Annotated in this window: 16 protein-coding genes and 1 pseudogene; 1 reads left to right on the top strand and 16 read right to left on the bottom strand. The window is 56.7% G+C overall.

What is annotated here, in order from left to right:
- The 5 genes and pseudogenes from EH55_RS14680 to nhaC all read right to left on the bottom strand — a co-directional run.
- Positions 1–2,097: hypothetical protein (locus EH55_RS14680; protein ID WP_268869996.1), on the bottom strand; the 2,097-nt coding region annotated here is incomplete at its 3' end.
- 60 nt (positions 2,098–2,157) lie between these two features.
- Positions 2,158–2,469: pseudogene (locus EH55_RS14840) on the bottom strand (hypothetical protein); the annotation flags it as partial.
- A gap of 787 nt (positions 2,470–3,256) precedes the next feature.
- Positions 3,257–4,408 (bottom strand): saccharopine dehydrogenase family protein, encoded by a 1,152-nt coding sequence (locus EH55_RS03525; protein ID WP_037974818.1) that lies wholly within the window; start codon positions 4,406–4,408, stop codon positions 3,257–3,259.
- 35 nt (positions 4,409–4,443) lie between these two features.
- On the bottom strand, positions 4,444–5,607 hold the full coding sequence (locus EH55_RS03520; protein WP_037974814.1) for a saccharopine dehydrogenase family protein: 1,164 nt from the start codon (positions 5,605–5,607) through the stop codon (positions 4,444–4,446).
- A 42-nt stretch (positions 5,608–5,649) separates the two neighbouring features.
- A complete protein-coding gene (gene nhaC / locus EH55_RS03515) occupies positions 5,650–7,092 on the bottom strand; it encodes a Na+/H+ antiporter NhaC (protein ID WP_236617062.1) in 1,443 nt (480 codons plus the stop codon).
- Positions 7,093–7,384: 292 nt separating this feature from the next.
- On the opposite strand from nhaC, the gene EH55_RS03510 reads away from it, so the two are divergent.
- Entirely contained in the window at positions 7,385–7,864 is a 480-nt protein-coding gene (locus EH55_RS03510; protein WP_037974813.1) for an Lrp/AsnC family transcriptional regulator, read from the top strand.
- A 132-nt stretch (positions 7,865–7,996) separates the two neighbouring features.
- Here the strand turns inward: EH55_RS03510 and ilvD are convergent, their stop codons facing one another.
- The 11 genes from ilvD to EH55_RS03455 all read right to left on the bottom strand — a co-directional run bounded on the left by ilvD (position 7,997) and on the right by EH55_RS03455 (position 20,891).
- A complete protein-coding gene (ilvD, locus tag EH55_RS03505; RefSeq protein ID WP_037974812.1) occupies positions 7,997–9,661 on the bottom strand; it encodes a dihydroxy-acid dehydratase in 1,665 nt (554 codons plus the stop codon).
- Between the two features lie 11 nt (positions 9,662–9,672).
- Positions 9,673–11,355, bottom strand: a complete 1,683-nt coding sequence (gene ilvB, locus EH55_RS03500; RefSeq protein ID WP_037974811.1) for a biosynthetic-type acetolactate synthase large subunit — start codon at positions 11,353–11,355, stop codon at positions 9,673–9,675.
- Between the two features lie 97 nt (positions 11,356–11,452).
- Entirely contained in the window at positions 11,453–12,463 is a 1,011-nt protein-coding gene (gene ilvC, locus EH55_RS03495) for a ketol-acid reductoisomerase (protein WP_037974809.1), read from the bottom strand.
- An 86-nt stretch (positions 12,464–12,549) separates the two neighbouring features.
- Complete coding sequence (gene ilvN / locus EH55_RS03490; protein WP_037974830.1) at positions 12,550–13,038, bottom strand: acetolactate synthase small subunit; 489 nt, start codon at positions 13,036–13,038, stop codon at positions 12,550–12,552.
- A gap of 430 nt (positions 13,039–13,468) precedes the next feature.
- Positions 13,469–14,662: a M20 family metallo-hydrolase gene (locus EH55_RS03485; RefSeq protein WP_051682612.1), complete on the bottom strand. Its 1,194-nt coding sequence runs from the start codon at positions 14,660–14,662 to the stop codon at positions 13,469–13,471.
- The gene (gene allB / locus EH55_RS03480) at positions 14,659–16,044 is read right to left on the bottom strand and encodes an allantoinase AllB (RefSeq protein ID WP_037974807.1); all 1,386 of its coding nucleotides are present in this window, start codon (positions 16,042–16,044) and stop codon (positions 14,659–14,661) included. Before allB ends, EH55_RS03485 begins: the two co-directional genes overlap by 4 nt.
- Positions 16,045–16,099: 55 nt before the next feature.
- Complete coding sequence (locus EH55_RS03475; protein WP_037974805.1) at positions 16,100–16,840, bottom strand: IclR family transcriptional regulator; 741 nt, start codon at positions 16,838–16,840, stop codon at positions 16,100–16,102.
- A gap of 55 nt (positions 16,841–16,895) precedes the next feature.
- On the bottom strand, positions 16,896–17,438 hold the full coding sequence (locus EH55_RS03470) for a (2Fe-2S)-binding protein (protein WP_201769331.1): 543 nt from the start codon (positions 17,436–17,438) through the stop codon (positions 16,896–16,898).
- Complete coding sequence (locus EH55_RS03465; protein WP_051682611.1) at positions 17,431–18,300, bottom strand: FAD binding domain-containing protein; 870 nt, start codon at positions 18,298–18,300, stop codon at positions 17,431–17,433. Before EH55_RS03465 ends, EH55_RS03470 begins: the two co-directional genes overlap by 8 nt.
- A gap of 3 nt (positions 18,301–18,303) precedes the next feature.
- Positions 18,304–20,634: a xanthine dehydrogenase family protein molybdopterin-binding subunit gene (locus EH55_RS03460; RefSeq protein WP_051682610.1), complete on the bottom strand. Its 2,331-nt coding sequence runs from the start codon at positions 20,632–20,634 to the stop codon at positions 18,304–18,306.
- A gap of 56 nt (positions 20,635–20,690) precedes the next feature.
- A complete protein-coding gene (locus tag EH55_RS03455) occupies positions 20,691–20,891 on the bottom strand; it encodes a hypothetical protein (RefSeq protein WP_037974803.1) in 201 nt (66 codons plus the stop codon).
- Between the last annotated feature and the right edge of the window lie 5 nt (positions 20,892–20,896).

Genomic DNA, 20,896 nt, shown 5'->3' with positions numbered 1-20,896 from the left:
GGTGATGTCTTTGGCGAGTCTGATGTTCAGCGTGTCGTTTCCGTCGGATATTACTCCGATGTTGTCGGCCGCGGATACGGAGGTGGCGCCGCCTTTGATGTTGAGCTGGCTGCCGAGGTCTCTGTGGATTTTATCTCCAGCGTCTCCCGCGTAGTCTTGCCCTTTGGCTTTGAGTTGGTCGAGCTGGCCGACGTTTGCCGCGTCCGTCGCTTCTGTGCCGGCGGCTACGTTTTTGATTTGTGTGCCGTTTTCTCCGCCGAGGGTGATTGTCTCTTTGCCGGCTCCGTCGTATTTGACGACGAGGCTCATGTCTTTGCTTATCGCTTCGATGTTGGTGCTGTTTTTAGTTACGTCTAACGCGATGTTGTTGATTCTCGTGCTGTTGTTCGACACGTCTCCGGCTATGTTGGTGATTTTAGTGCTGTTGTCCGCCACGTCGGCGCTGACCGCGCTGAGCTGGCCGATGTTTGCCGCGTCGCTGTTTTCAACACCGTCCGCAACGTTGATGATTCTGTTGCCGCCGTTGTCGATGCCGATGTTGTTTTCGTCGCCTTTGACGTCTACTCTGGTGAATTCCGGCGTCTCGGAGACGTTGAAGCTGTATTTCCTTTCAGCCGTCTCTTTGATTTCGATGTTTTTGCCGTCGTTCAGCGCCACTGTGTTGTTGTCTTTGTCGACGGTGGCGGTTTTGCCGTTGACGGAGATGTCCCAGCTGCCGCTTCCGCCTTCGCCGCTTACGTGGCCGGCGTTTTCATGTCTGCCGTCTGTGTAGTCGATGATCAGGTCGCCCTCTTTGTTGACTTCGGCTTTGGTTATGCCGGTGCCGTCTTTGCCGGGCGCCCCGTCTTTGCCGTCGGTTCCGGCGGGGCCTGTTTCACCCTGCGGGCCTTGGGCGCCGTCTTTACCGTCGGCTCCTGGGGCTCCGGGCTCACCCTGCGGGCCTTGTTCGCCTGTGGCTCCGGCTTCGCCCTTGGGACCCTGCGGGCCTGTCTCGCCCTGCGGACCCTGTTCACCCTGGTCGCCCTTCAAGCCCTGGTCACCTTGGTCTCCCTTTTCACCTTTGTCACCCTTGTCGCCTTTGTCTCCCTTTTCGCCCTGGGCTCCAGTAGCTCCGGTGTCGCCTTTGTCTCCCTTTTCGCCCTGGGCTCCAGTAGCTCCGGTGTCGCCCTTGTCGCCTTTGTCTCCCTTTTCGCCCTGGGCTCCGGTAGCTCCGGTGTCACCCTTGTCGCCTTTGTCTCCCTTTTCGCCTTGGGCTCCGGTAGCTCCGGTGTCACCCTTGTCGCCTTTGTCTCCCTTTTCGCCCTGGTCGCCCTTCAGGCCCTGGTCACCTTGGTCTCCCTTATCGCCCTTATCACCCTTTTCGCCTTTGAGGTTCGCGTAGATGTCGCTGCTGGTGTCTACTGTGACGAGCAGACGTTTCTCTGTCGTTGATCCACTTGTGTAGCTTACTTCTTCGGCTCTGAGCCCTTCGCCGAAGTCTATCTTGATGTCCGTCATTTTCTGCTGCGATGCCAGCGTACCGGAAGAGTACGAGCCGTTCTTGCTGCCGCCGCTGTAGAACATCGCTTGCGAACCGCCGAAGGCCTTCAGCTGCGCGACGTTGACCGCGTCGGTGTCATACGTGCCGGCCGCCACTCCGGTGATCTGCCTGGTCCTTATCGAGCCGGCAGTGTCGTTTCCTACGGAGACGGCGCCGGTCGTGGCTGTCCAGGCGGGGCCAGACGGCGTGCCGGTGTAGCTATCAGGAACCCAGCCGGTCACTCCTCCTTCCCTGTTCGCGAGCGACATCTCGCCGATAGCGAGGCCGCCTTCAGCGGTGGTCGTCGCCCTGTATCCTATGGCGGTAGATCTCTCCGGTGCGGCCGTCGCCTGATAGCCTATGGAGGTGGAATAATCTTGCGAAGCGGCCGCCCCGTATCCGAGCGCCATAGACTCTCTACCGGCGGCAGTCGCGTCGGTTCCTATCGCGACCGCCCTCAGCCCTCTCGAGATGGCGTTGCGCCCGAAGGCCATATCGCCGCCGTAGTCCACAAGGGCCTGGTATCCGAACGCTATCGCTTCGACGGTCTCGCTGGAGGGCCATTGGCTGCTCAGCACCCGCGCTCCGTAGCCGATGGCGATATTGTTGTTTCCCCGCTGGATATAGGAGTTCGCCCCAATGGCGAATGAATGATCGCCGTTGGCTCTCGCGTACCGCCCTATTGCGAAAGACCAGGCGCCGGATGCGGTTGGGGCCGTCCACGATGACGTATCGTATTGAATAAAGGTAGGGGCTCCAATATTAGCCGCGTGAGAAGCCCCCGCCAACGCGACGATCAACGCGCATAAAAGCACTGCGGCGAACAGGCCGCGGCGCACCCAGCTTTTCAGGACGGCCGGCGAATTCTTTTCACATAGAAGCCGTCCCCCTCCTCCGGGCGCCCGGCGAGCGGGGCCTTGGCATCCATAAACCTTCGTTTGTTTCTCCATCGGTATCACCTTCCTACAAAATTAACGTACATAAATTTTCTATCTAAAATACTTTGGTCAGAGGGAAGCGATCGGCCGCCGCTCCCTCGTTGCAGCGCAGGCAAACGCCCGCTTCAATTTAACGCCCGTGCGCGCAAAGATTTTTTAACACCAGTAGGGCGTCGGTATATTCACCTAAGCTTTTGTTCTTCATATGTCGCCGCTTTACGCTTCGCGCCTTCTGCAGCCAGCAGGCGTGCGGCCGCCGTACGGTCGCATATGCGAAAAATATGCGCGAGGCCTTACGGAGGCATCTCCACATTGGCTCCAACAAAAAAGCGGCCATCTGTGTACACTGCGCACACAGGTGGCCGCTCGATTAGCAATGAGGACTTACAAGCTACGACTGACTGACTGACTGAGCGTCGGGCATTCCTGTCTTCTTGTCAAGGGCTTTTTAAACATTTTCCTGCTCCTCTTCTCAGACCGGCTTCATAAGCCGAGCGATTATGGGACAATATTATATATCATATGAAATAATTTTGAAAAGCATGAAATTGTGCAGCAAAAACTCACGGAAGCTACGCGGCGGTACTAGTCATTCAACAACAAAACAACCCTTTGCCTTCCTCAAAGGCGGGGGCTAAATTTATCACGCGCAAAAAAGGCTGTCGCACTGAGCAAATGTCGACAGCCTCAAAAAAAGTTCCTGATAAAGCAGAGCCCGGACCTTTGCAGCTCCGGGCCCAGCTTTAGGGGTTTTCTACGCGAGCCGCACGCGGCGGTTTTTTCGTATGGACGGGCGGCGCTACCGCACGTTTTTCACAGCGCTTACGCTTTCGATATAATCTATGCCGCGCTTTTTCTGTTCGGAGATCACAAAGTCATAGAGTTCGTCCGAGGCCGCCAGCTTTTCAGGCGCGATCACGCCCTTTTCCTTTATCAGGCCGGAGGCGACGGCGTGCGCGAATATCGAGCAGGTGAGCCCGGTGCAGCGCCCCATTGAATTGTTCCACGTTTTCTCGTCGAATCTGTCGTATAGATCCCACGTGAACTTAACGTAGTCGCGCCCCTTGTAGCCTTCGACGACGACGCGCATGATCGTCAGATCGCGGTCGCCGGCCTTCGGGTCCATCTTCCACATGGGGAAGAGGAGGTCGCAGGCGACGTCCCGCGGAGATACCGCGTTTCCTCCGAGCACTCTCTTCTCCTCGTCAAAGAGCCCCATAGCGCGCAGCAGACGCATCTGTTCCACATGCCCCGGCCACCTCATGGTGCGCTCCTGCATATTTCTGGCCCTGACGTTTTTCACGAGAGAGCGCAGTCCGTCGGTGATGAAGGTCTCAAGCGTCCCGACCTTGGGGAATTCCTCGAGATTCAAATCCCCCATGGCCTCTATGACGACCGGCTCAAAGTCCTTGATATAGCGGGCGGGCCTGGTATATTCCTCGATCACGTCGGAGGCGGACCAAGTGATCTGGTAGTTGAAGGGAGGGATTTTCTTTTCAGGAATGCCGCCCACGTATATGACCGCCTTCTCTACTTCGTCGAGCAGCGCGGCGCCGCGGCCTACGAGGAAATTGGACATGCCTGGTGCGACGCCGATGTCGGGCACTACCGTCACATTATGCTTTTTGGCCAGTCCGTCGAGCTCTTCAAAGTCCTCTGGCATGAAGGAGATGTCGCAGAGACTCTTTCCCGCCTTTATAACGGCTTCCATCATCTGGCGTCCCAAACGTCCGGGGACGCCGGCGGTGACGATGTCCGCTTCTTTGAGAATGCCGGCGAGCTTTTCGGCGTCGGTGCAAGAGCAGACGGCCGTCTTCACCGCGCCGTTCTTCGCCTTTATTTTCTCCAACGTTTTTTCGTCTAAATCAACGACGGTGACGTCAAAGTCTCTGCTCATGTCTTCCGCGATGATATTTCCTACCAGGCCTCCGCCGATTTGTACAGATTTCATGAAAATGTCCTCCTTTCGAAGCGCTTTTCGCCGAGTTACAATTCTACAACGTTCTGATGGATTTTAACGTTTCTCTTTTTAAGCTCGTCTATGAATATCTCGACTGCTTTGGCGTTTTTCCCGACCTCCTCCGGCGGGTTGACGCCGGGATTGTTGAGTACGCCTTCGGCGATCAGCTTCCCTACGATGACGCAGGGGAAGCCGGTAGTCCTCGACATCGACGGATAGAGCGTCTCCTTGTCTTTCTCGTCGTACAGGCTGAACTGATATTGCAGGCGTTTACCGTCTTTTTTGCCGGTCACTTCGACATAGTAGAAGGTAAACTCGTTCTCTTCTTTTCCCAGCTCCATCTTCGGATAAGCGAGCTTGGCGAATACGTCTCTCGGACGGATGTTCGCCCCGTTTATCTTTACGGGCTCTAAGCTGAAGAGGCCTATTTCGCGGAGGAACTCCATCCTCGCCGCAGTCCCCGGATATCTCAGGGTGTACTCCGTAACGTTGGGGCTGGGGATAGTGTCGAGGAGCGTCCGCGAGCCGTCCGTAAAGAAGCCTTCCATTTTCGGGAGTTTCAGCCCGGGAATTTTGAAGTCTACGATCTTACAGCCGGAAAGCGCCGGAACGCTGACTATTTTTCCGTCTTTCTTCGTCCGCGCCGGCCTGACATACTCCTCCACAAGGTCGTCGGGCGAGAAGACGAGTTTGTAGTTATAAGGCTCCTGCGGAGAGGTCGGCAGGCCGGTGACATAGTATGTCACATCCTCCACTTCGTCCAGCCGGCTACAGGCGTATCCTATCAGGACGCTGGAGGAGCCGGGCGCCACGCCGACGTCTTCGAAGGTGGTGACCCCATATTTTTTTGCTTCCGCGTCCCAGTCGCGGTAGTCCTCCCCCATGAAGGAGATGTCCGACATGTTGACGCCCGCCCTGATCACGGCGCCCAGCATCTGGTAGCCGAGGGATCCGGGAACAGCCCCGATCACGAGGTCCTGCCCCTTTACGGCCGCGCTTATGGAGGCCGGCGAGGCGAAGTCTACGTCGCTTCTTCCCTTGATTTTCCCCTTCGACTTTAAAACCGTCTCCTCAAGCTTGTCCTTTCTGGCATCGCAGACCGTGACCTCATATCCTTCGTCCGCGGCAAGGTCCAGCGCCATTACGGAACCCACGAGGCCGTTGCCGAGCACGGTAACCTTTTTCTTCATCGTGTATTTCCTCCTTATTTTGTTGTTATTGAAAAATCGTTTTTAACTTTCCTTCTTGGAATAGAATACGAAGAGTCCCAGATATCCGAATACTATCGCTACCAGCGGATTTACCCAGTTCAAGATCGCATATGGGGCGTATGACAGCGTGGCCACCCCCAGGGTACCCGACATGTAAGCTCCGCAGGTCGTCCAGGGTATGAGCGAAGATGAGAGCGTACCGGCGTCTTCAAGCGTCCTTGAAAGCATATAGGGAGCCATGCCGGCCCTCTCATACGCCGGCTTCATGAGGCGGCCGGGCAGCACGATGGCTATATACTGATCTCCTACGAAGAGGTTTACACCGATGCACGACAGCACCGTCGCCGCAATGAGATTGCCGGGCTTCGAAAGTACCCTGACGGAGGCGTTCAGAATGACGTTCAGGTAGCCCACTGCCTCAAGGATCCCCCCGAAGCCTATGGCTATCCAGCTCAGCGAAATCGTCCACATCATTCCCTGCAGTCCGCCCCGCGTCAGCAGGCCGTTGACCATCTCCGCGATCTCTTTGCCGAAAACGTCAGCCGATACGCTTCCGGTGTACCCGTACTGAGCCGCCTCTATGATGCCGGCAAAGCTTTCTCCCTGAATAAACATCCCGCACAGCGCGCCGGAGACGATCCCCAGCATCATCCCAGGAATGGCGGGAACCTTTACGAGGGTAGAGGCGATTACCACGATCGGCGGCAGCAGCAGCAAGGGGTTGATGTCCTGGATGGAGGCCAGCGCCTTCCTTATCTCAACGATCCTCGCCGGGTCGTAATCACCAGAAACGTTGATGGAGAAGGTGATAACGGTGAAGAGTATCAACGCTATGACGTAGCTGGTGCCCGTCGTATAGAACATCGACTTGATATGATCGTATAATTTGGCGCCGGAGACGGCGGGAGCCAGGTTGGTCGTATCCGAAAGGGGGCTCATTTTATCTCCGAAGTATGAGCCGGAGACTATCGCGCCGGCCGTCATGCCGGGAGATATCCCTAAGCCGGCCCCCACTCCCATTAAAGCTACGCCGATGCTGGCCGCGGTGCCCCAGGAGGAGCCCGTCGCCAGCGAGACTATGCTGCAGATCAGCAGAGAGATTATCAAAAATGTTTTAGGAGTCAAAATGGCAAGCCCGTAGTCGATCATTGTAGAGATTACGCCGGAAGTCATCCAGACGCCTATCATGATACCGACCATCATGAGGATAAAAAATGCCGAGGTGGCCGCGTTTACCGCGGAGACGTATCCGTCTTCCAGTACCTGCCATTTATTCCCCAGGCGCAATCCTAAGAGGATCACCAAAAGAATGCATATGAACAGGGGGATATGGGCATCCAACTCCAATTTCACGACGCAAAACATCACAATAGCCGCAACGGCGGCTATTACCGCAACCGATTCGCAGAGACTGGGCTCTCTTCCCCGGGGATCGGCTTTTTCAATGTTGGAACTCAATGACACGCACCTCCGTTGAAATAATAGATATTTTGGTGATGGAGAAAAAATGAAATTTATTTACCTTGCAGTATGAATTATATAATTTGACAGAAATAATTTACACCTTGTTTAAACCTTAAGAGTGGCATTAAAAAAAATATATTGCCTGTTATAGTTTTATATACAGAACATTGTTCTGTATAAGGCATCCAAATTTTTGCGGCTCTCGATAATACGATATAATGTCTTTGCATACATCAGACGACGCAGAATATAGCCGAAGATATGAAAAGCAAAACTACGATGAGGTGAGGTCTTGGGACGCAACAGAGTTATCAATCTGGACGACACTGGGTGGAAAATTTTAAGCGAACTGCAGCAAAATCCCAGAATCCCCTACCGGGAAATCGGCAGAAGGGTGAACTTATCCTGCTCCTCCGTTTTAGAAAGAATCAGGCGCATGGAAGAAGAGGGAATCATACAAAATTATCAGGTCGTCTTAGACGCTCTAAAGATAGGATACACGATACAGGCGATAATAAAGATTAAATTTTATTCTCTGAACGACGAGGAAATACTTTTAGAGAAGCTCAAGTCAAACGCTTATGTCAGGCAGCTATGGGTCACAACGGGCGAGAGCGATTTTATAATGGAAACAGTCTTTCCCGCCATGGAGGGCATGAACGATTTCCTCGTGATGCTGGGAAAGCACGGGCGGACCTTTTCATCGATCGTAATAGACAAGCCGATCTTCAACGCGCAGCTTTATCCGCCGGCGCGTATGGACGGCCTGTAGCAGCCAGGGCGGAAGTAACGATCGTTCTTTCCCAAGCTGTGGAGTTTAAATGGCGCCATGTCCCACAAAAGCGGGGGCACCCAGATCGGATGCCTCCGCTTGTGTTAAAGGACTCGTTTCCGCCGTTCGGGTTTATTGTTTTTTCAGCACGCCGCCCTCTACGCCGGAGGTCGCGAAGGCCCTGTAGCGGCTCAAGAAAGGGCTGTCGGTCGGCTGTTCGGCCGGCTTGAATTTTTTGCGGCGCGCCGCGAGCTCTTCTTCCGAGACGAGCAGGTCGAGGCGCCTTTCGGGTATGTTTATCGAAACGACGTCTCCCTCTTCGACGAGCCCTATCGGGCCGCCTACCGCGGCTTCGGGCGATACGTGCCCGATGGCCGCGCCGCGCGTCGCGCCGGAGAATCTCCCGTCGGTAACGAGCGCCACAGTTCCGCCTTTGCCCTGCCCCATTATCGCGGAAGTAGGCGTGAGCATCTCGCGCATCCCCGGGCCGCCCTTCGGCCCCTCGTAGCGTATCACGACGACGTCGCCATCGTTTATTTTGTTGGCCATGATCGCGGCGCTTGCGGCCTCTTCGCCGTCGAAGACGCGCGCCGGCCCCTTGTGGACGAGCATCTCCGGCGCTACGGCGGACTGCTTGACGACGCCGCCGAGCGGCGCGAGCGTGCCCTTGACGAAGGCGAGGCCGCCCTCTTTGTGGTAGGGGCTGTCCATCGGACGTATCACTTCCGCGTCGGCGGCTTCCGCGCCGGCGAGATTTTCCGCGGTCGTTCGGCCCGTCGCGGTGATAGTTTCGCCCTTTATCATTCCGGCTTTGAGAAGCTGTGCCATCAGGGCCTGGACGCCGCCTGCGCGCCACAGGTCCTCGATGTGGTGCGCGCCGCCCGGGCTCATCGAGCAGAGGTGCGGTATGTAGGCGCCCATCTCGTTGAATACGTCGAGCGCCAGTTCGAGCCCAGCCGCCCAGGCTATAGCTGGGAGGTGCAGCGAGGTGTTGGTCGAGCCGCCGAGCGCCAAGTCGACTGCGACGGCGTTGCGGAAGGCGTCCGCCGTCAGTATGTCGCGCGGGCGGATGTTTTTCTCCACGAGTTTCATCACCGCACGGCCGGCGTCTTTCGCAAGGCGGACTCTGCCGGCGTGCACCGCCGGTATCGTGCCGTTGCCCGGGAGCGCGAGGCCGAGGGCCTCCATCATGCAGTTCATCGTGTTGGCGGTGAACATTCCGGAGCAGGAGCCGCAGCCCGGGCAGGCGTTGTCTTCTATTTCGGCAAGCCCTGCGTCGTCGATTTTTCCGGCGCTGCGCATCCCCACGCCTTCGAATACGCTGTTCAAGTCGAGCGTGCGCTCCCTGTGCCGTCCCGCGAGCATCGGGCCGCCCGAGACGACTACGGCGGGCAGGTTGAGCTCCGCGGCGGCCATCGCCATGCCGGGCACGATCTTGTCGCAGTTGGGCACGAGTACGAGCCCGTCGAGCGCGTGCGCCCGCGTCATTATTTCGACGGAATCCATTATCAGCTCGCGGCTCGGCAGAGAGAATTTCATTCCTTCGTGGTTCATCGCTATGCCGTCGCATACACCGATGACGGGGAATTCTATCGGAAGGCCGCCGGCCGCGTATACGCCGGCCTTGACCGCCTCGGTTATCGTGCGCAGGTGCACGTGCCCGGGGATTATCGCGTTATAGGCGTTCGCGATGCCGATCCACGGGCGTTCTATCTCCCAGTCGGTGTAGCCGGCCGCCTTCATAAGAGAGCGGTGCGGACTGCGAAGGTATCCTTTTTTCGCTTTGTCGCTGTTCATAGTTTCACTCCTCACGCCGTTACCATTTCATCCAGAGAATTGCCGGGATACACCATCGGCACCACGAGCGCGCCCTGCGGGATTCTTATGTCTACGAGCGCCGGGCCGGGCTCTTCCAAAACTTTTTCGAGCGTCGGGCGCAGGCTTTCGTGGCTTGACGCGGAATAGCCGGGCACGCCCATCGACTCCGCGAGCCTCACGAAGTCGGGCGAACGGCTGTATATGGTGTTCGAATACCTGTGGTTGTAGAAGAACTGCTGCCACTGGCGCACGTTGCCGAGACAGGCGTTGTTGAGGAGGATGACCTTCACCGGCACGTTGTAGCGCGCACAGGTGTCAAGCTCCTGAATGTTCATCATAAGGCTGCCGTCTCCGGCAATGCAGCAGACCGGCTGATCGGCGCAGGCGAAGGCGGCGCCGATAGCGGCGGGGAAGCCGAAGCCCATCGTGCCGAGCCCGCCTGAGCTGAGGAAGCGCCGCGGCGCCTCTACACGGAAGTGCTGAGCCGCCCACATCTGATTCTGGCCGACTTCCGTCGTGACGACGGCTTTGCCTCCGGTTATTTCGCGCAGCGTTTCGAGCACCTGCCACGGCGCTATTTCGCCGCCGTATTCGCTGCGCGGCATCGGCTCCTTTACGCGGATCTCCGCAAGGGCCTTGTTCCACTCTTCGTGATCCGCTGTTTTTCCGTTTATCGACGAAGCGAGCGCGTCGAGGACGCGGCAGGCGTCGCCGAGGAGCCAAACGTCGCTCTCTATCGCCTTGTCTATCTCTGCCTCGTCCATGTCTATGTGGATTATTTTCGCATTTTTGGCAAAGAATTCGCGCTTGCCGGTCGTCCGGTCGCTGAAGCGCGTGCCTATCGCGATTATGACGTCGGCGTTCATCAGCGCCCTGTTTGCGACGGGGTGCCCGTGCATCCCCGCCATGCCGAGCGCGAGGCCGCTTCCGTGCGATTCGGGGAATGCGCCCTTGCCTAAGAGCGACGTCGTCACCGGGATCTGATATTTGAGCGCGAACTCGGCAAGTTTCTCAGAAGCGCCGGAGCGTATCACGCCGCCGCCCGCAAATATCACGGGCTTCTCGGCGCGCTCGATGAGAGAGACGGCGTCGCCGAGCTGAGATATGTTGTAGATGTTTTCGGGATGATAGCCCATGAAGTCGAGCTGCGGAGAAAAGGAGTAATCGCCAATCCCCTTCTGCACGTCCGCCGGAACGTCGACGAGGACGGGCCCGGGACGCCCCGTCGAGGCGATATAAAAGGCTTTGTGGATCGTCTGCTGCACCTGCTCCGGCGTGTGTACCTGGAAGCTGTGCTTTACGAGTGGCAGGCTCGCGCCGACTATATCGGCCTCCTGAAAGGCGTCTGTGCCTATAAGGGTAGTCGCTACCTGACCGGTTATCGCCACCATCGGCGACGAGTCTAAGTTTGCCGTCGCGATGCCGGTCACAAGGTTTGTGGCGCCGGGGCCCGACGTCGCGATGCATACGCCCGTTTTCCCGCCGGCGCGCGCGTATCCGTCCGCGGCGTGCGAGGCGGCCTGTTCGTGACGCATCAGTATATGTTTCATTTTCGAATCGTAAAGAGCGTCGTATAGATGGATGACCGTTCCGCCCGGCAGACCGAAGATCGTGCTGACCCCTTCGTCCTCCAGGGCCTTGACGACCATCTGAGCCCCGTTCATTTTCGCCATTTGAATGCTCCTTTTTTGCCCGTCTTATCGCCGTGCGGCGCGCTGCTTGGCGCGCGGCGCGGCATGGAATTCAACTTTTTATCCCGCGGAAGACGGCTTAGAACTTGGGTACTTCCTTCTGCTCCATCCACGGCATCATCTTGCGGAGCTCCCTGCCCACCGCTTCGTGCGGGGCTTCCTGCGCGGCCTTCGCCCACTTCTTCATGCGCGGGCGTCCGGTCTGGTTCTCGAGTATCCAGTCGCGCGCGAAGGTGCCGTCCTGTATCTCTTTGAGGAGCTGCTTCATGGCTTTGCGCGACTCTTCGCCGACGACGCGCGGCCCGGCGGTCATGTCTCCGTACTTCGCGGTGTCGCTGATGCTGTAGCGCATCCAGCTCATGCCGCCCTCGAAGATCATGTCGACGATGAGCTTCATTTCGTTGATGCATTCGAAGTAGGCCATCTCGGGCTGGTAGCCGGCGTCGACCAGCGTCTTGAAGCCCTGCTGCATAAGCTCGCACACGCCGCCGCATAAGACGGCCTGTTCGCCGAAGAGGTCGGTTTCGGTCTCTTCGCGGAAGGTCGTTTCGATGATGCCGGCGCGCCCCCCGCCGATGGCGGAGGCGTAGGCGAGCGCGTATTCCTTGCCCTTGCCGCTGGCGTCCTGGAAGACCGCGATGAGGCAGGGGACGCCCTTGCCCTCCTTGTACATGGCTCGCACCATGTGCCCGGGGCCCTTCGGCGCGATCATGAGGACGTCGTGCGACGCCGGCGGCACGATCTGCCCGAAATGTACCGCAAATCCGTGCGCGAAGAGGAGCCCCGCATCGGGCTTCATGTTCGGCAACACCTGCGTCTTATATATATCGGCCTGTAAATGGTCGGGCGTCAGGAACATGATGAAATCGGCTATCTTCGACGCCTCGGCGACTGTGTAGACCTCAAAGCCGTCGGCCTGAGCCCTGGCTTGCGACTTGCTTCCCCCGTGAAGGGCCACTACGGCCTTCACCCCGCTGTCGCGGAGGTTCTGCGCGTGCGCGTGTCCCTGGCTGCCGTATCCTATTACCGCGACCGTCTTTCCCTTCAGGAAATCTAAATCAGCGTCGCGGTCGTAATAAATCTTTGCCATAATTAAAACACTCCTTAGAAATTGGTTTTTTATATTCGCTATAAGCGCATGAGCGCGCCGCGCTTGATAGTTTCAGCTTTTTACCTCTAACCTTCGAAGCCGGTCCGCGAAAGGGCGACTTGCCCCGAGCCGGCAGTTTCGAGTATTCCGTAGGGTTTGAGCGCCGCCATGCAGGCTTCGACCTTGCCGCGGTCTCCCGTTACTTCGAGCGTTATAGCGTCGGAGCCGAGGTCGACGACGCGGCAGCGGAAAATCTCGGCGGTCTGGAGGATATGCGGCCTGCGCTCTACCGGGGCCATGACCTTTACTAAAGAGAGCCAGCGCTCGACGAAAGGCCCCTCGGCCGTGAGGTTGCGCACCTCGATGACCTCTATCAGCTTTGAAAGCTGCTTGCGTATCTGCTCGTAAACGCCTTCTTCTCCTTCGATTATTATCGTGAAACGGGAAAGCCCCGGCACGTCTGTGCGCCCTACGCTTAGGCTTTCTATATTGTAGCCACGCCTGTAGATGAGGCTCGAGATTCGCATAAGCACGCCAGGACTGTCTTCTGAAACTATGCTGAATGTACTCTTCAATTTTATAACGCCCTTTCCAAAAATCTCACGCATAAAAAAAGACCGGAACCGCTGCGGGCTCCGGTCCGAAAGTAACGCGGCTATTAGGCGCCGGCCACCTCGGGGAGCCCGCTGCTAATAATGCGTACTACGACGACTATCTTCGCTGCATTTGATATGAAATCGTTTCTCCGCATAAACAGCACTTCCTTCCGATGCCGGACTGGGAAGGACAAAGTCCGCCCCTCCCGCATATTACCGGACATAATAAAATCTGTGCGCTAAAATGTCAACTATTATTTTTGCCTTTTGCGTTATTTTGCGTCAATACAAATTTTTGTTTTTCCAGGTCGTTCTGCCTATACACCTAATTTAATTGCGCTAAATTTCCTTAATCTCAGAAAAACAAACTGAGCCGCATGCATTTTTGTAACAAAATCCCGTTTTATGCCTACCCGAGCCGGCGGTCGGCCTCGCATACGACATACTTCAAAAGCTCGACGCCGCGGAGAACGTCCTCCTCGCTCGTGAACTCGTCTTTCGAATGGCTGACGCCGTTATGGCTCGGGACGAATATCATCCCAGTCGGGATGACGTGCGCTATCGGCGAAGCGTCGTGGGACGCGCCGCTCGGCATCAACGCCGCGGAAAATCCGGCTTTATCGGCGCTCTCCTTTATCATTTTGACGAGCCTCTCGTCAAGCATAACCGCAGGCTTCGCTCCAAGCGTCTCCACCAGCGCGCTGCAAGGCGAAAGCATCTTCGACATTTCCAGCGCCTTAACGCCGGCAGCCTTTACGAGCGAGTCGTCGACCGAGCGGAGTTCAAGCACGAAACGTACCTCGCCGGGGACGACGCTGACATGCCCGGGAAGCGCTTCAAGAACGCCGACGTTGCAGACCATGTTTTTCTGTCCGTCCATCCATTCGAACCAGCTGTGGATGAAACCGGCGGCGGCGCGCATCGCGTCCTTTCTTTCCGCCATCGGAGTCGTCCCGGCGTGATTTGCCTCGCCCTTCACGGTGATATTGAGCCTCGTGACGCCCACTATGCCGAAGGGTACGCCGATTTGGAGCCCTCTGCGTTCGAGGAAGGGGCCCTGCTCTATGTGAAGCTCGAAAAACGCTGCGTAATTTGCGAGATTCCCTTTGCTTGCCGTGACCGCCTCTTCGCTGACGCCGAAGCCGTCGAGCGTCTCGCGCCTGTAGCCGGAGGGCAGCAATCCCGCGAACGCGCGGCTCCCAAAGGTGCCGCCGAGCGGCTCCCCCTCCTCGCCGATGAACGCGCCGACCTCAAGGCTGTGCTCAGGCGCAGCGCCGCTTTCCTCGATTGACCTTATGACTTCAAGCGCCGCAGCCACTCCGAGCGGACCGTCGTAAATCCCGCCGTTGTCCACGGAGTCGAGATGCGATCCCATCATAATAGTGCGGCGGCTTCTGCCCTCTAATCGCCCGAATAGGTTCCCGACGCCGTCGACGCGTGTTTTGAGACCCGCGGCCCTCATTTTACCTTCGAACCATTCGCGCGCTTCGGCGTAAGCCTCGCTGTAGGCGGCGCGCTGCATACCTCTGCCGGCGTGCCAGCCTATTTTGCCCTGTCCGAAGAGGTCGGAGAGTAATCTCTCTTTATTTATTGTCGCAGTCACCGGCGTTTTCCTTTAAGCAGGCATCTGCCGTAGCCGGACTCGCCTATGACCTTTTTGTCCTCGTAGATCACGCGCCCGCGAAGTATGACCTTGTCGATGACGCCGTTCAGCTTCCAGCCGTCGAAAACCTTAGCGATATTCTTCGCCATCGTCTGCATCTCGTCTTTTTTAACGGTAAATCCGGCCATGGGGTCGCAGAGCACAAAGTCCGCATCCGCGCCGATTCTTATCGCGCCCTTTTCTGGGTAGAGGCCGTAAGCCTTCGCGGGGTTCGTCGATATGAGCTCGACCGCGCGTCGGAGAGAGATTTTGCCGTCTGCGACGGCCTTCATCATCAGCCCGAAACGCGTCTCAAGGCCCGGGAAACCCGCCGGCGCGACGAAGATGTCCTGGGAGTTGCGCTCCTTTTCCTCGACCGTGTAAGGAGCGTGGTCGCTGCCTACGGTGTCGACGGTTCCGTCCTTTATGTAGTCCCACATCTTTTCGACGCGCGCCTCGTCGCGCAACGCGGGGTTGCACTTTGCGTAAGCGCCGAATTCGTTGAGAGCGCGTTCGGTCAGATAAAGGTACTGCGGGCATGTCTCTATCGTGACGTCCATGCCCCTCGCGCGCGCAGCCTTCGCGGCTTCGATCGCTTCAGGCGTCGAAATGTGCACTAAGTAGAGCTTGCAGCCTACCTCCTCCGCTATCCTTATAAGGCGGTCGACCGCCAGCGCCTCGGCAAGCGCCGTGCGCGATTTTGCGTGATCTATCGGGGCCGTATGCCCCGTTCTGCGGAGCTCCGCTATGCCTCCGGCGACAAGGTCGTTGTCTTCGCCGTGCGCCGCCATCGGCAGCCCCGTTTCTCTGACGGCCCTCATAACGTTGTAAAGTTCGTAATTCGTTTCACTCGTAAGCCCGACGAATTCTTTTTCGCGTCCTTCGGGCGCGGCGTGCAGGAATGTCTTGTAGCCCCATACGCCGGCCTCCGCTATGCGCGGTATCTCGTTTATCTTTTTGCCGCCGGCCGCCCCTAGGAACGCTACGTCGACCACAGACTGCTCCTTTACAGCTTCAACGCGCGGCGCCAGCGTCTCGGGGCTGTACTGCGGCGGCGTCGAGATCGGATGCTCGACTATCGTCGTGACGCCGCCGGCTGCAGCGGCCTTAGTACCCGTCACGAAAGTCTCGCGGTGCGAGCCGCCGGGGAAACGGATATGCACGTGCGGGTCGACGCCGCCGGGAAGCAGAGCCAGCCCATGCGCGTCTATAACGGCGTCAGCTGCGGGGATGTCGCAGGCGCTTCCCATAGCTATAATTTTCCCGTTTTCCACATAGACCCAGCCTTTGAAATAATCACATTCGGAAAGAATCTGCGCGTTTTTGACAACTAAACTGTTCATCTATATCTCCTTCGGTCGCGGCGCCGGAATAAGATACAGATGAAAGAGATTTATCTTATCCTGACACCGGTTTCCCAATTTCTTCGTTCAGAGCGGAGAGCCACATCTCTCTGTCTCTTTCGTAATCGAACCTTGTTCCCGCCACGGTAAGTGCCATTATTGTGCTTATGCCGGGCAGCTCAACATGGAACGAGATCGCTGCAACGCCAGGATCCCTTTCCTCAACCGTTTCGCAGCGCCCCTTTTCACGTATTGTTTTCAGCTCTTCTTTCAGGACCTCGGGGTCGGTTACGGTGAACGGAGTGAAAGCTTCGAGCTTCTGAGAAAGAACCTTCTCCACCAGCTGCTGCGGAGCGTATGCGAGAAGCGTTTTGCCGCTTGCGCCGGCGTGGAACGCGTACCCTTCGCCGATTATCGACGAGACGCGGACGATGTTCTCTGACTCGACCTTATGCAGGCAGACGGCCCTTTCCCCATCAATGATATTGAGAAACGCCGACTGCCCGCATCGCTTAGAAACGTTCCTGAGCATCGGGTCTATTCTCCTGACTATGTCGAGGTTTGCCCTCCATTCGTTTGCCAGCGAGAGGAACTTCAGCCCTATATAGTAATTTTTGTCATCCTCATCCTGATACGTCCAACCGATGGAAGTAAGCTCCTGCAGAATCCTGTGGGCGGTGCTCTTCGGGACTCCGGTCAGATCTTCTATCCTTCTTACACTGCACGCCCCTTCGGAGCTTTCGAGCGCTTCTAAGATGGTCAGAATAGTATCGATTGAGTCAATAAACTTCCGCATCGTTCCTTCTCCCCGTCCGTCCGCTTCCCGCAGGGGACGGGGAAAAGGCGGCGGACTACTGTTTATGTTCTTCGCATCTGCGCGGCGGCAGGTCATCCTGAAGCCAGACGCCGTCTACCGGATCGTCGAGGATTTCACCGTTCGCCACGCTCATGACAGCCTTGAATATCTTATCATAACCTGTGCAGCGGCAGATATTTCCGGATAAAGCTTTTTTGATTTCGTCTATTGTTGGATGTGGATTGCGGTCAAGCAGCGCCTTCGAAGAAAGTATCATGCCCGGCGTGCAGTAACCGCACTGTATCGCGCCGTAAGCCAAGAAAGCCTTTTGCAGCGGATGCAGACCGCCGTCCCTGCTAAGCCCCTCTATCGTCGTGACCTCCTTGCCGTCGGCGTCGGTTGCGAGCATCAGACAGGAGTTCACAGGCTCTCCGTTCACGAGAATCGTACAGCTTCCGCATTCACCTGCCCCGCAGCCGCATTTAGTGCCGGTCAGTTTCAGGTCGTCGCGTAGAAAATCGAGCATAGTACGATTAACGGGTACTTCTCTCATTATTGTGCTTCCGTTAAGAGTAAGGGTCACAGTTTTCTTAATCATTTTTACCTTCTCCCCTGTTGCAGAGTTCCTCCAGCAATTCGGCTGCGGCTACGCGCAGCATATGCAGCCTATATTTCGCCGAGCCGCGCACATCGTCTATCGGAGACGCCGCACGCGTGATCAACTCAGCTATCTCATCGAAGTCCCTGATCGTCCCACTGCTTTCTATCGCATTTTCCGCGTCGTACGCCCTCTTCGGCACCGGCGCGACTGAGCCCATCGCGATGCGCGCCCTTGTACAGATGCCGTTTTTGAAAGAGAGCGATATCGCCATGTTGATAACGGCTATGTCGGCGGCTTTCCTTGGTCCCGCCTTATAGAAACCCTGTGTCGTATTTTCCGGCAGTTTCGGCAGGAAGATAGCTTTTAGAAGCTCCCCCTTCTCTTTATCGAGTGCGTTTTTGCCAGGCCCTCTGAAGAAATCGGCGAGCGGCATTCTGCGTTCACCCGTGCCGTCGGCTATAATGGCCACGGCGTCCGCAACCAGCAGCCCCGGAACGGTGTCGGCGCACGGAGAAGAGTTGCAGATATTGCCTCCGATCGTTGCGAGACTGCGCACCTGCGGTGTCCCGATATTATCCGCTCCGACGCAGATTGCGCGGTTGTGCCCCAGAATATCAGATGACGCTGCGATTTTTGATATCTTAGTCAGAGCTCCTATCGTGAGCCCCTCGTCGGAGGCCGTTATGCCGCTTAACTCTTCTACACTCTTGATGTTTATGACAGAAGCCGGTTTCAACACGCCGCGCTTGATCTGAACGATGAGGTCGGTCCCTCCGGCTATCACTTTAGCGCCCTCGGCCCTGAGAAGGCCGCACGCTTCCGATATTGCCTTTGGCTCGTAGTAGTTGAATTCACGCATGGTTTAAGCCTCCTTTGCGCCAAGCGCGTCTAGAATTTTTTCCGGTGTGCACGGAAGGTCCGGTATCCTTATCCCACACGCGTCGTGAATAGCATTTGCGATCGCCGGTGCTACAGGGTTTGTGACTCCTTCGCCTATGCCCTTTGCTCCGAGCGGCCCTGTCGGCTCCCATGTCTCTTCGGTTATGATTTCTACCGGAGGCATGTCAAGAGAAGTGAGGATCTTGTAGTCGCCGAACTGTGCGTTGAGTGGACGCCCTTCTTTACTGAAAATCGTGTCCTCCATCAGCGCGTAGCCGGCGCCCATGTGCACGCCTCCGACGATTTGCCCCTCGACATTGTTGCGGTTGAGTATAGTTCCGGCGTCGGCCCCGGCGACGACCCTTACTATGTCGACCTTTCCAGTGTGGGTGTTAACATCGACCACGGCGAATATTACCGTGAAATGAGGCGGGCAAGCCTTTGGCCTTACCGTATGGTTGGAACAGACGTTTCCCCAGCCGCTCGAAATTCCCTTGAGGATTATGTCGCCGACCGGTTTGCCGATCTTAGGGTCGGCGACGAGGAACATCCTGCTGTCCTTGATGTCTATGTCCTCAACGCCACAGCCAAATATCCTTGCACCCCACTCGATTATCTGGCGACGTACATCTTCGGCGCATTTTACGATAGGTTGACCCGCGCCGTAGACGCCGCGGCTCGCGTGTGTCGCCCCGTCGAATATCGTACAGTCCGTGTCGCCCGTCTTGATGTGGACATCCTCATAGCGCAGCCCAACGATCTCGGCTACGAGCGAGCAGTAAACGCTCATGTTCCCGCCGCCGCAGTCCGCCGCCGAATTTAGGATCGTCGCCGTGCCGTCCTCGTTCATTTTTACGATCGCCCCGCTGACGTCGATGATGAATTTGTTCGGTTTCTCGGATCCGCAGCCCGACGTATGGAAGCCTCTCGCAAGGCCGATGCCGCGCCTGATCCACGGCTTGTCGGGGTAGGGGGTAGTTCCCCTGCCGTGCCCGCGTTTCTCCCAACCGACGGCTGCCGCACATTTGTCGAGCAGCGCCAGCGTTCCGTTCGAACGTATCGTGCTTATGACCGCCGGGCCTTGCCCGTAGAAGGTATCTCCGACTGACAGCATGTTCATCTTTCTAAGTTCGATCGGGTCGATGTTCAGAGTTTCTGCCGCCTCATCCATCACCGACTCTACGGCCCACGTCGCCTGTGGGTTTCCCGCGCCGCGCATAGCGGTGAGCGGAGGCGTGTTCGTATAGACCGCACGTCCCGACATGCGCAGGTTAGGGCATTTATACATCGAAAGGGTAAATCCGGCCGCCAGCATCATCTTCGAGGAGCCGCTGAACGCGTAAGCGCCCGTGTCGTCGGTTACGTCGGCGTGCAACGCCGTTATCTTGCCGTTCTTTTTGAATCCGACTTTCAATTTCAGCAGCATTGGATGTCTGCCGCACGAAAGGAACATCTCTTCGCGTGTTTTCTCTCCCTTTATCGGGCGCCCAGTCCTCAGTGCGAGGAGCGTGCAGATATTTTCGATGAAGCCCGTCTGGATATGAGCCCCGAAGGCGCCCCCGAGGAAGACTCTATGACAGGTCAGTCTCGAAATGGGCAGTCCGAGCGAGCAGGCGATGTTCATCCTCATTGCGTGTATTCCTTGGGATGTGGCCCAAATATCCACATGTCCATTACCGTCAGGCACGCAGAGTACGGCTGTCCTCTCAAGCGGAGCGGGGTTCGGCTTCGAAGTACGGAAATGCTTCGTCAATACTAAATCCGCCTCGTCAAAGGCCTTTTCCACGTCTCCGATAGTGATGTCGACCGTGTCGAAGACATTGCCTCTTATATTGACCGGATTGTCGCCCTTGAGCGCCTCTTCGTGTATCACGGGCGCCTCCGGCGCAAGCGTCGATTCAAAATCCAGAGCTGACGGCAGCACCTCGTATTCAACCTTTATCTTTTCGAGGGCCGCTTCCGCCGCCTCGACCGTCTCCGCCGCCACAGCCGCCACACGGTCCCCGACGTGGCGCACGTGACGCTCCAGCAGATAACTATCCTTATACATGATCTCCGGGACATGGAGATACTGATGCATGCTCAGTATCTTCGGCACGTCATCGTAGGTTATGATGTCGACTACTCCGGGAATCTTCAAGGCTTCGTCTTTGTCGACGTTCTTGACGATGGCATTTGCGTAGGGGCTGCGGAGTATCTTGCAGTGAAGCATATCCGGCACATAAAGGTCGCCCGTATACTTGAGCTTGCCCATAGCTTTGAGCGCGGCTTCCTGTTTTTCCTGTCGTCTGCCTACTATCTGGAATTGTCTCACGTAAATTCACCTCAACAGCGCTTAGCAAATTAAGAATTTAATCTTTTTAGCTACAACTACCACTTATTATCTCTATCCATTAAATAAAACAGATACCCTCCTGCTACGCCAGGCAAGATCGGCCAGCTTAAAAGCAATAGCGTATCCAACTTAACAGGAATATTTATTACTATTTTCATAACAACAAACATCTCGACTAATATAGAGGCAGCCATACAGTAGAGCCCAATTTTTTTATTCGCATTGATTTTGGTCATATCAA

The organism is Synergistes jonesii (assembly GCF_000712295.1).
Classification (GTDB): domain Bacteria; phylum Synergistota; class Synergistia; order Synergistales; family Synergistaceae; genus Synergistes; species Synergistes jonesii.
The sequence above is the reverse complement of the archived record's forward strand: the minus strand, read 5'-3'. Positions and strand labels throughout refer to the sequence as shown.

Excerpts from the sequence above, each read along its gene's own strand:
- EH55_RS03525 (WP_037974818.1), bottom strand. The coding sequence starts at position 4,408 with ATGAAATCTGTACAAATCGGCGGAGGCCTGGTAGGAAATATCATCGCG.
- EH55_RS03520 (WP_037974814.1), bottom strand. The coding sequence starts at position 5,607 with ATGAAGAAAAAGGTTACCGTGCTCGGCAACGGCCTCGTGGGTTCCGTA.
- ilvD (WP_037974812.1), bottom strand. The coding sequence starts at position 9,661 with ATGAACAGCGACAAAGCGAAAAAAGGATACCTTCGCAGTCCGCACCGC.
- ilvB (WP_037974811.1), bottom strand. The coding sequence starts at position 11,355 with ATGGCGAAAATGAACGGGGCTCAGATGGTCGTCAAGGCCCTGGAGGAC.
- ilvC (WP_037974809.1), bottom strand. The coding sequence starts at position 12,463 with ATGGCAAAGATTTATTACGACCGCGACGCTGATTTAGATTTCCTGAAG.
- allB (WP_037974807.1), bottom strand. The coding sequence starts at position 16,044 with ATGAACAGTTTAGTTGTCAAAAACGCGCAGATTCTTTCCGAATGTGAT.
- EH55_RS03475 (WP_037974805.1), bottom strand. The coding sequence starts at position 16,840 with ATGCGGAAGTTTATTGACTCAATCGATACTATTCTGACCATCTTAGAA.
- EH55_RS03470 (WP_201769331.1), bottom strand. The coding sequence starts at position 17,438 with ATGATTAAGAAAACTGTGACCCTTACTCTTAACGGAAGCACAATAATG.
- EH55_RS03465 (WP_051682611.1), bottom strand. The coding sequence starts at position 18,300 with ATGCGTGAATTCAACTACTACGAGCCAAAGGCAATATCGGAAGCGTGC.
- EH55_RS03455 (WP_037974803.1), bottom strand. The coding sequence starts at position 20,891 with ATGACCAAAATCAATGCGAATAAAAAAATTGGGCTCTACTGTATGGCT.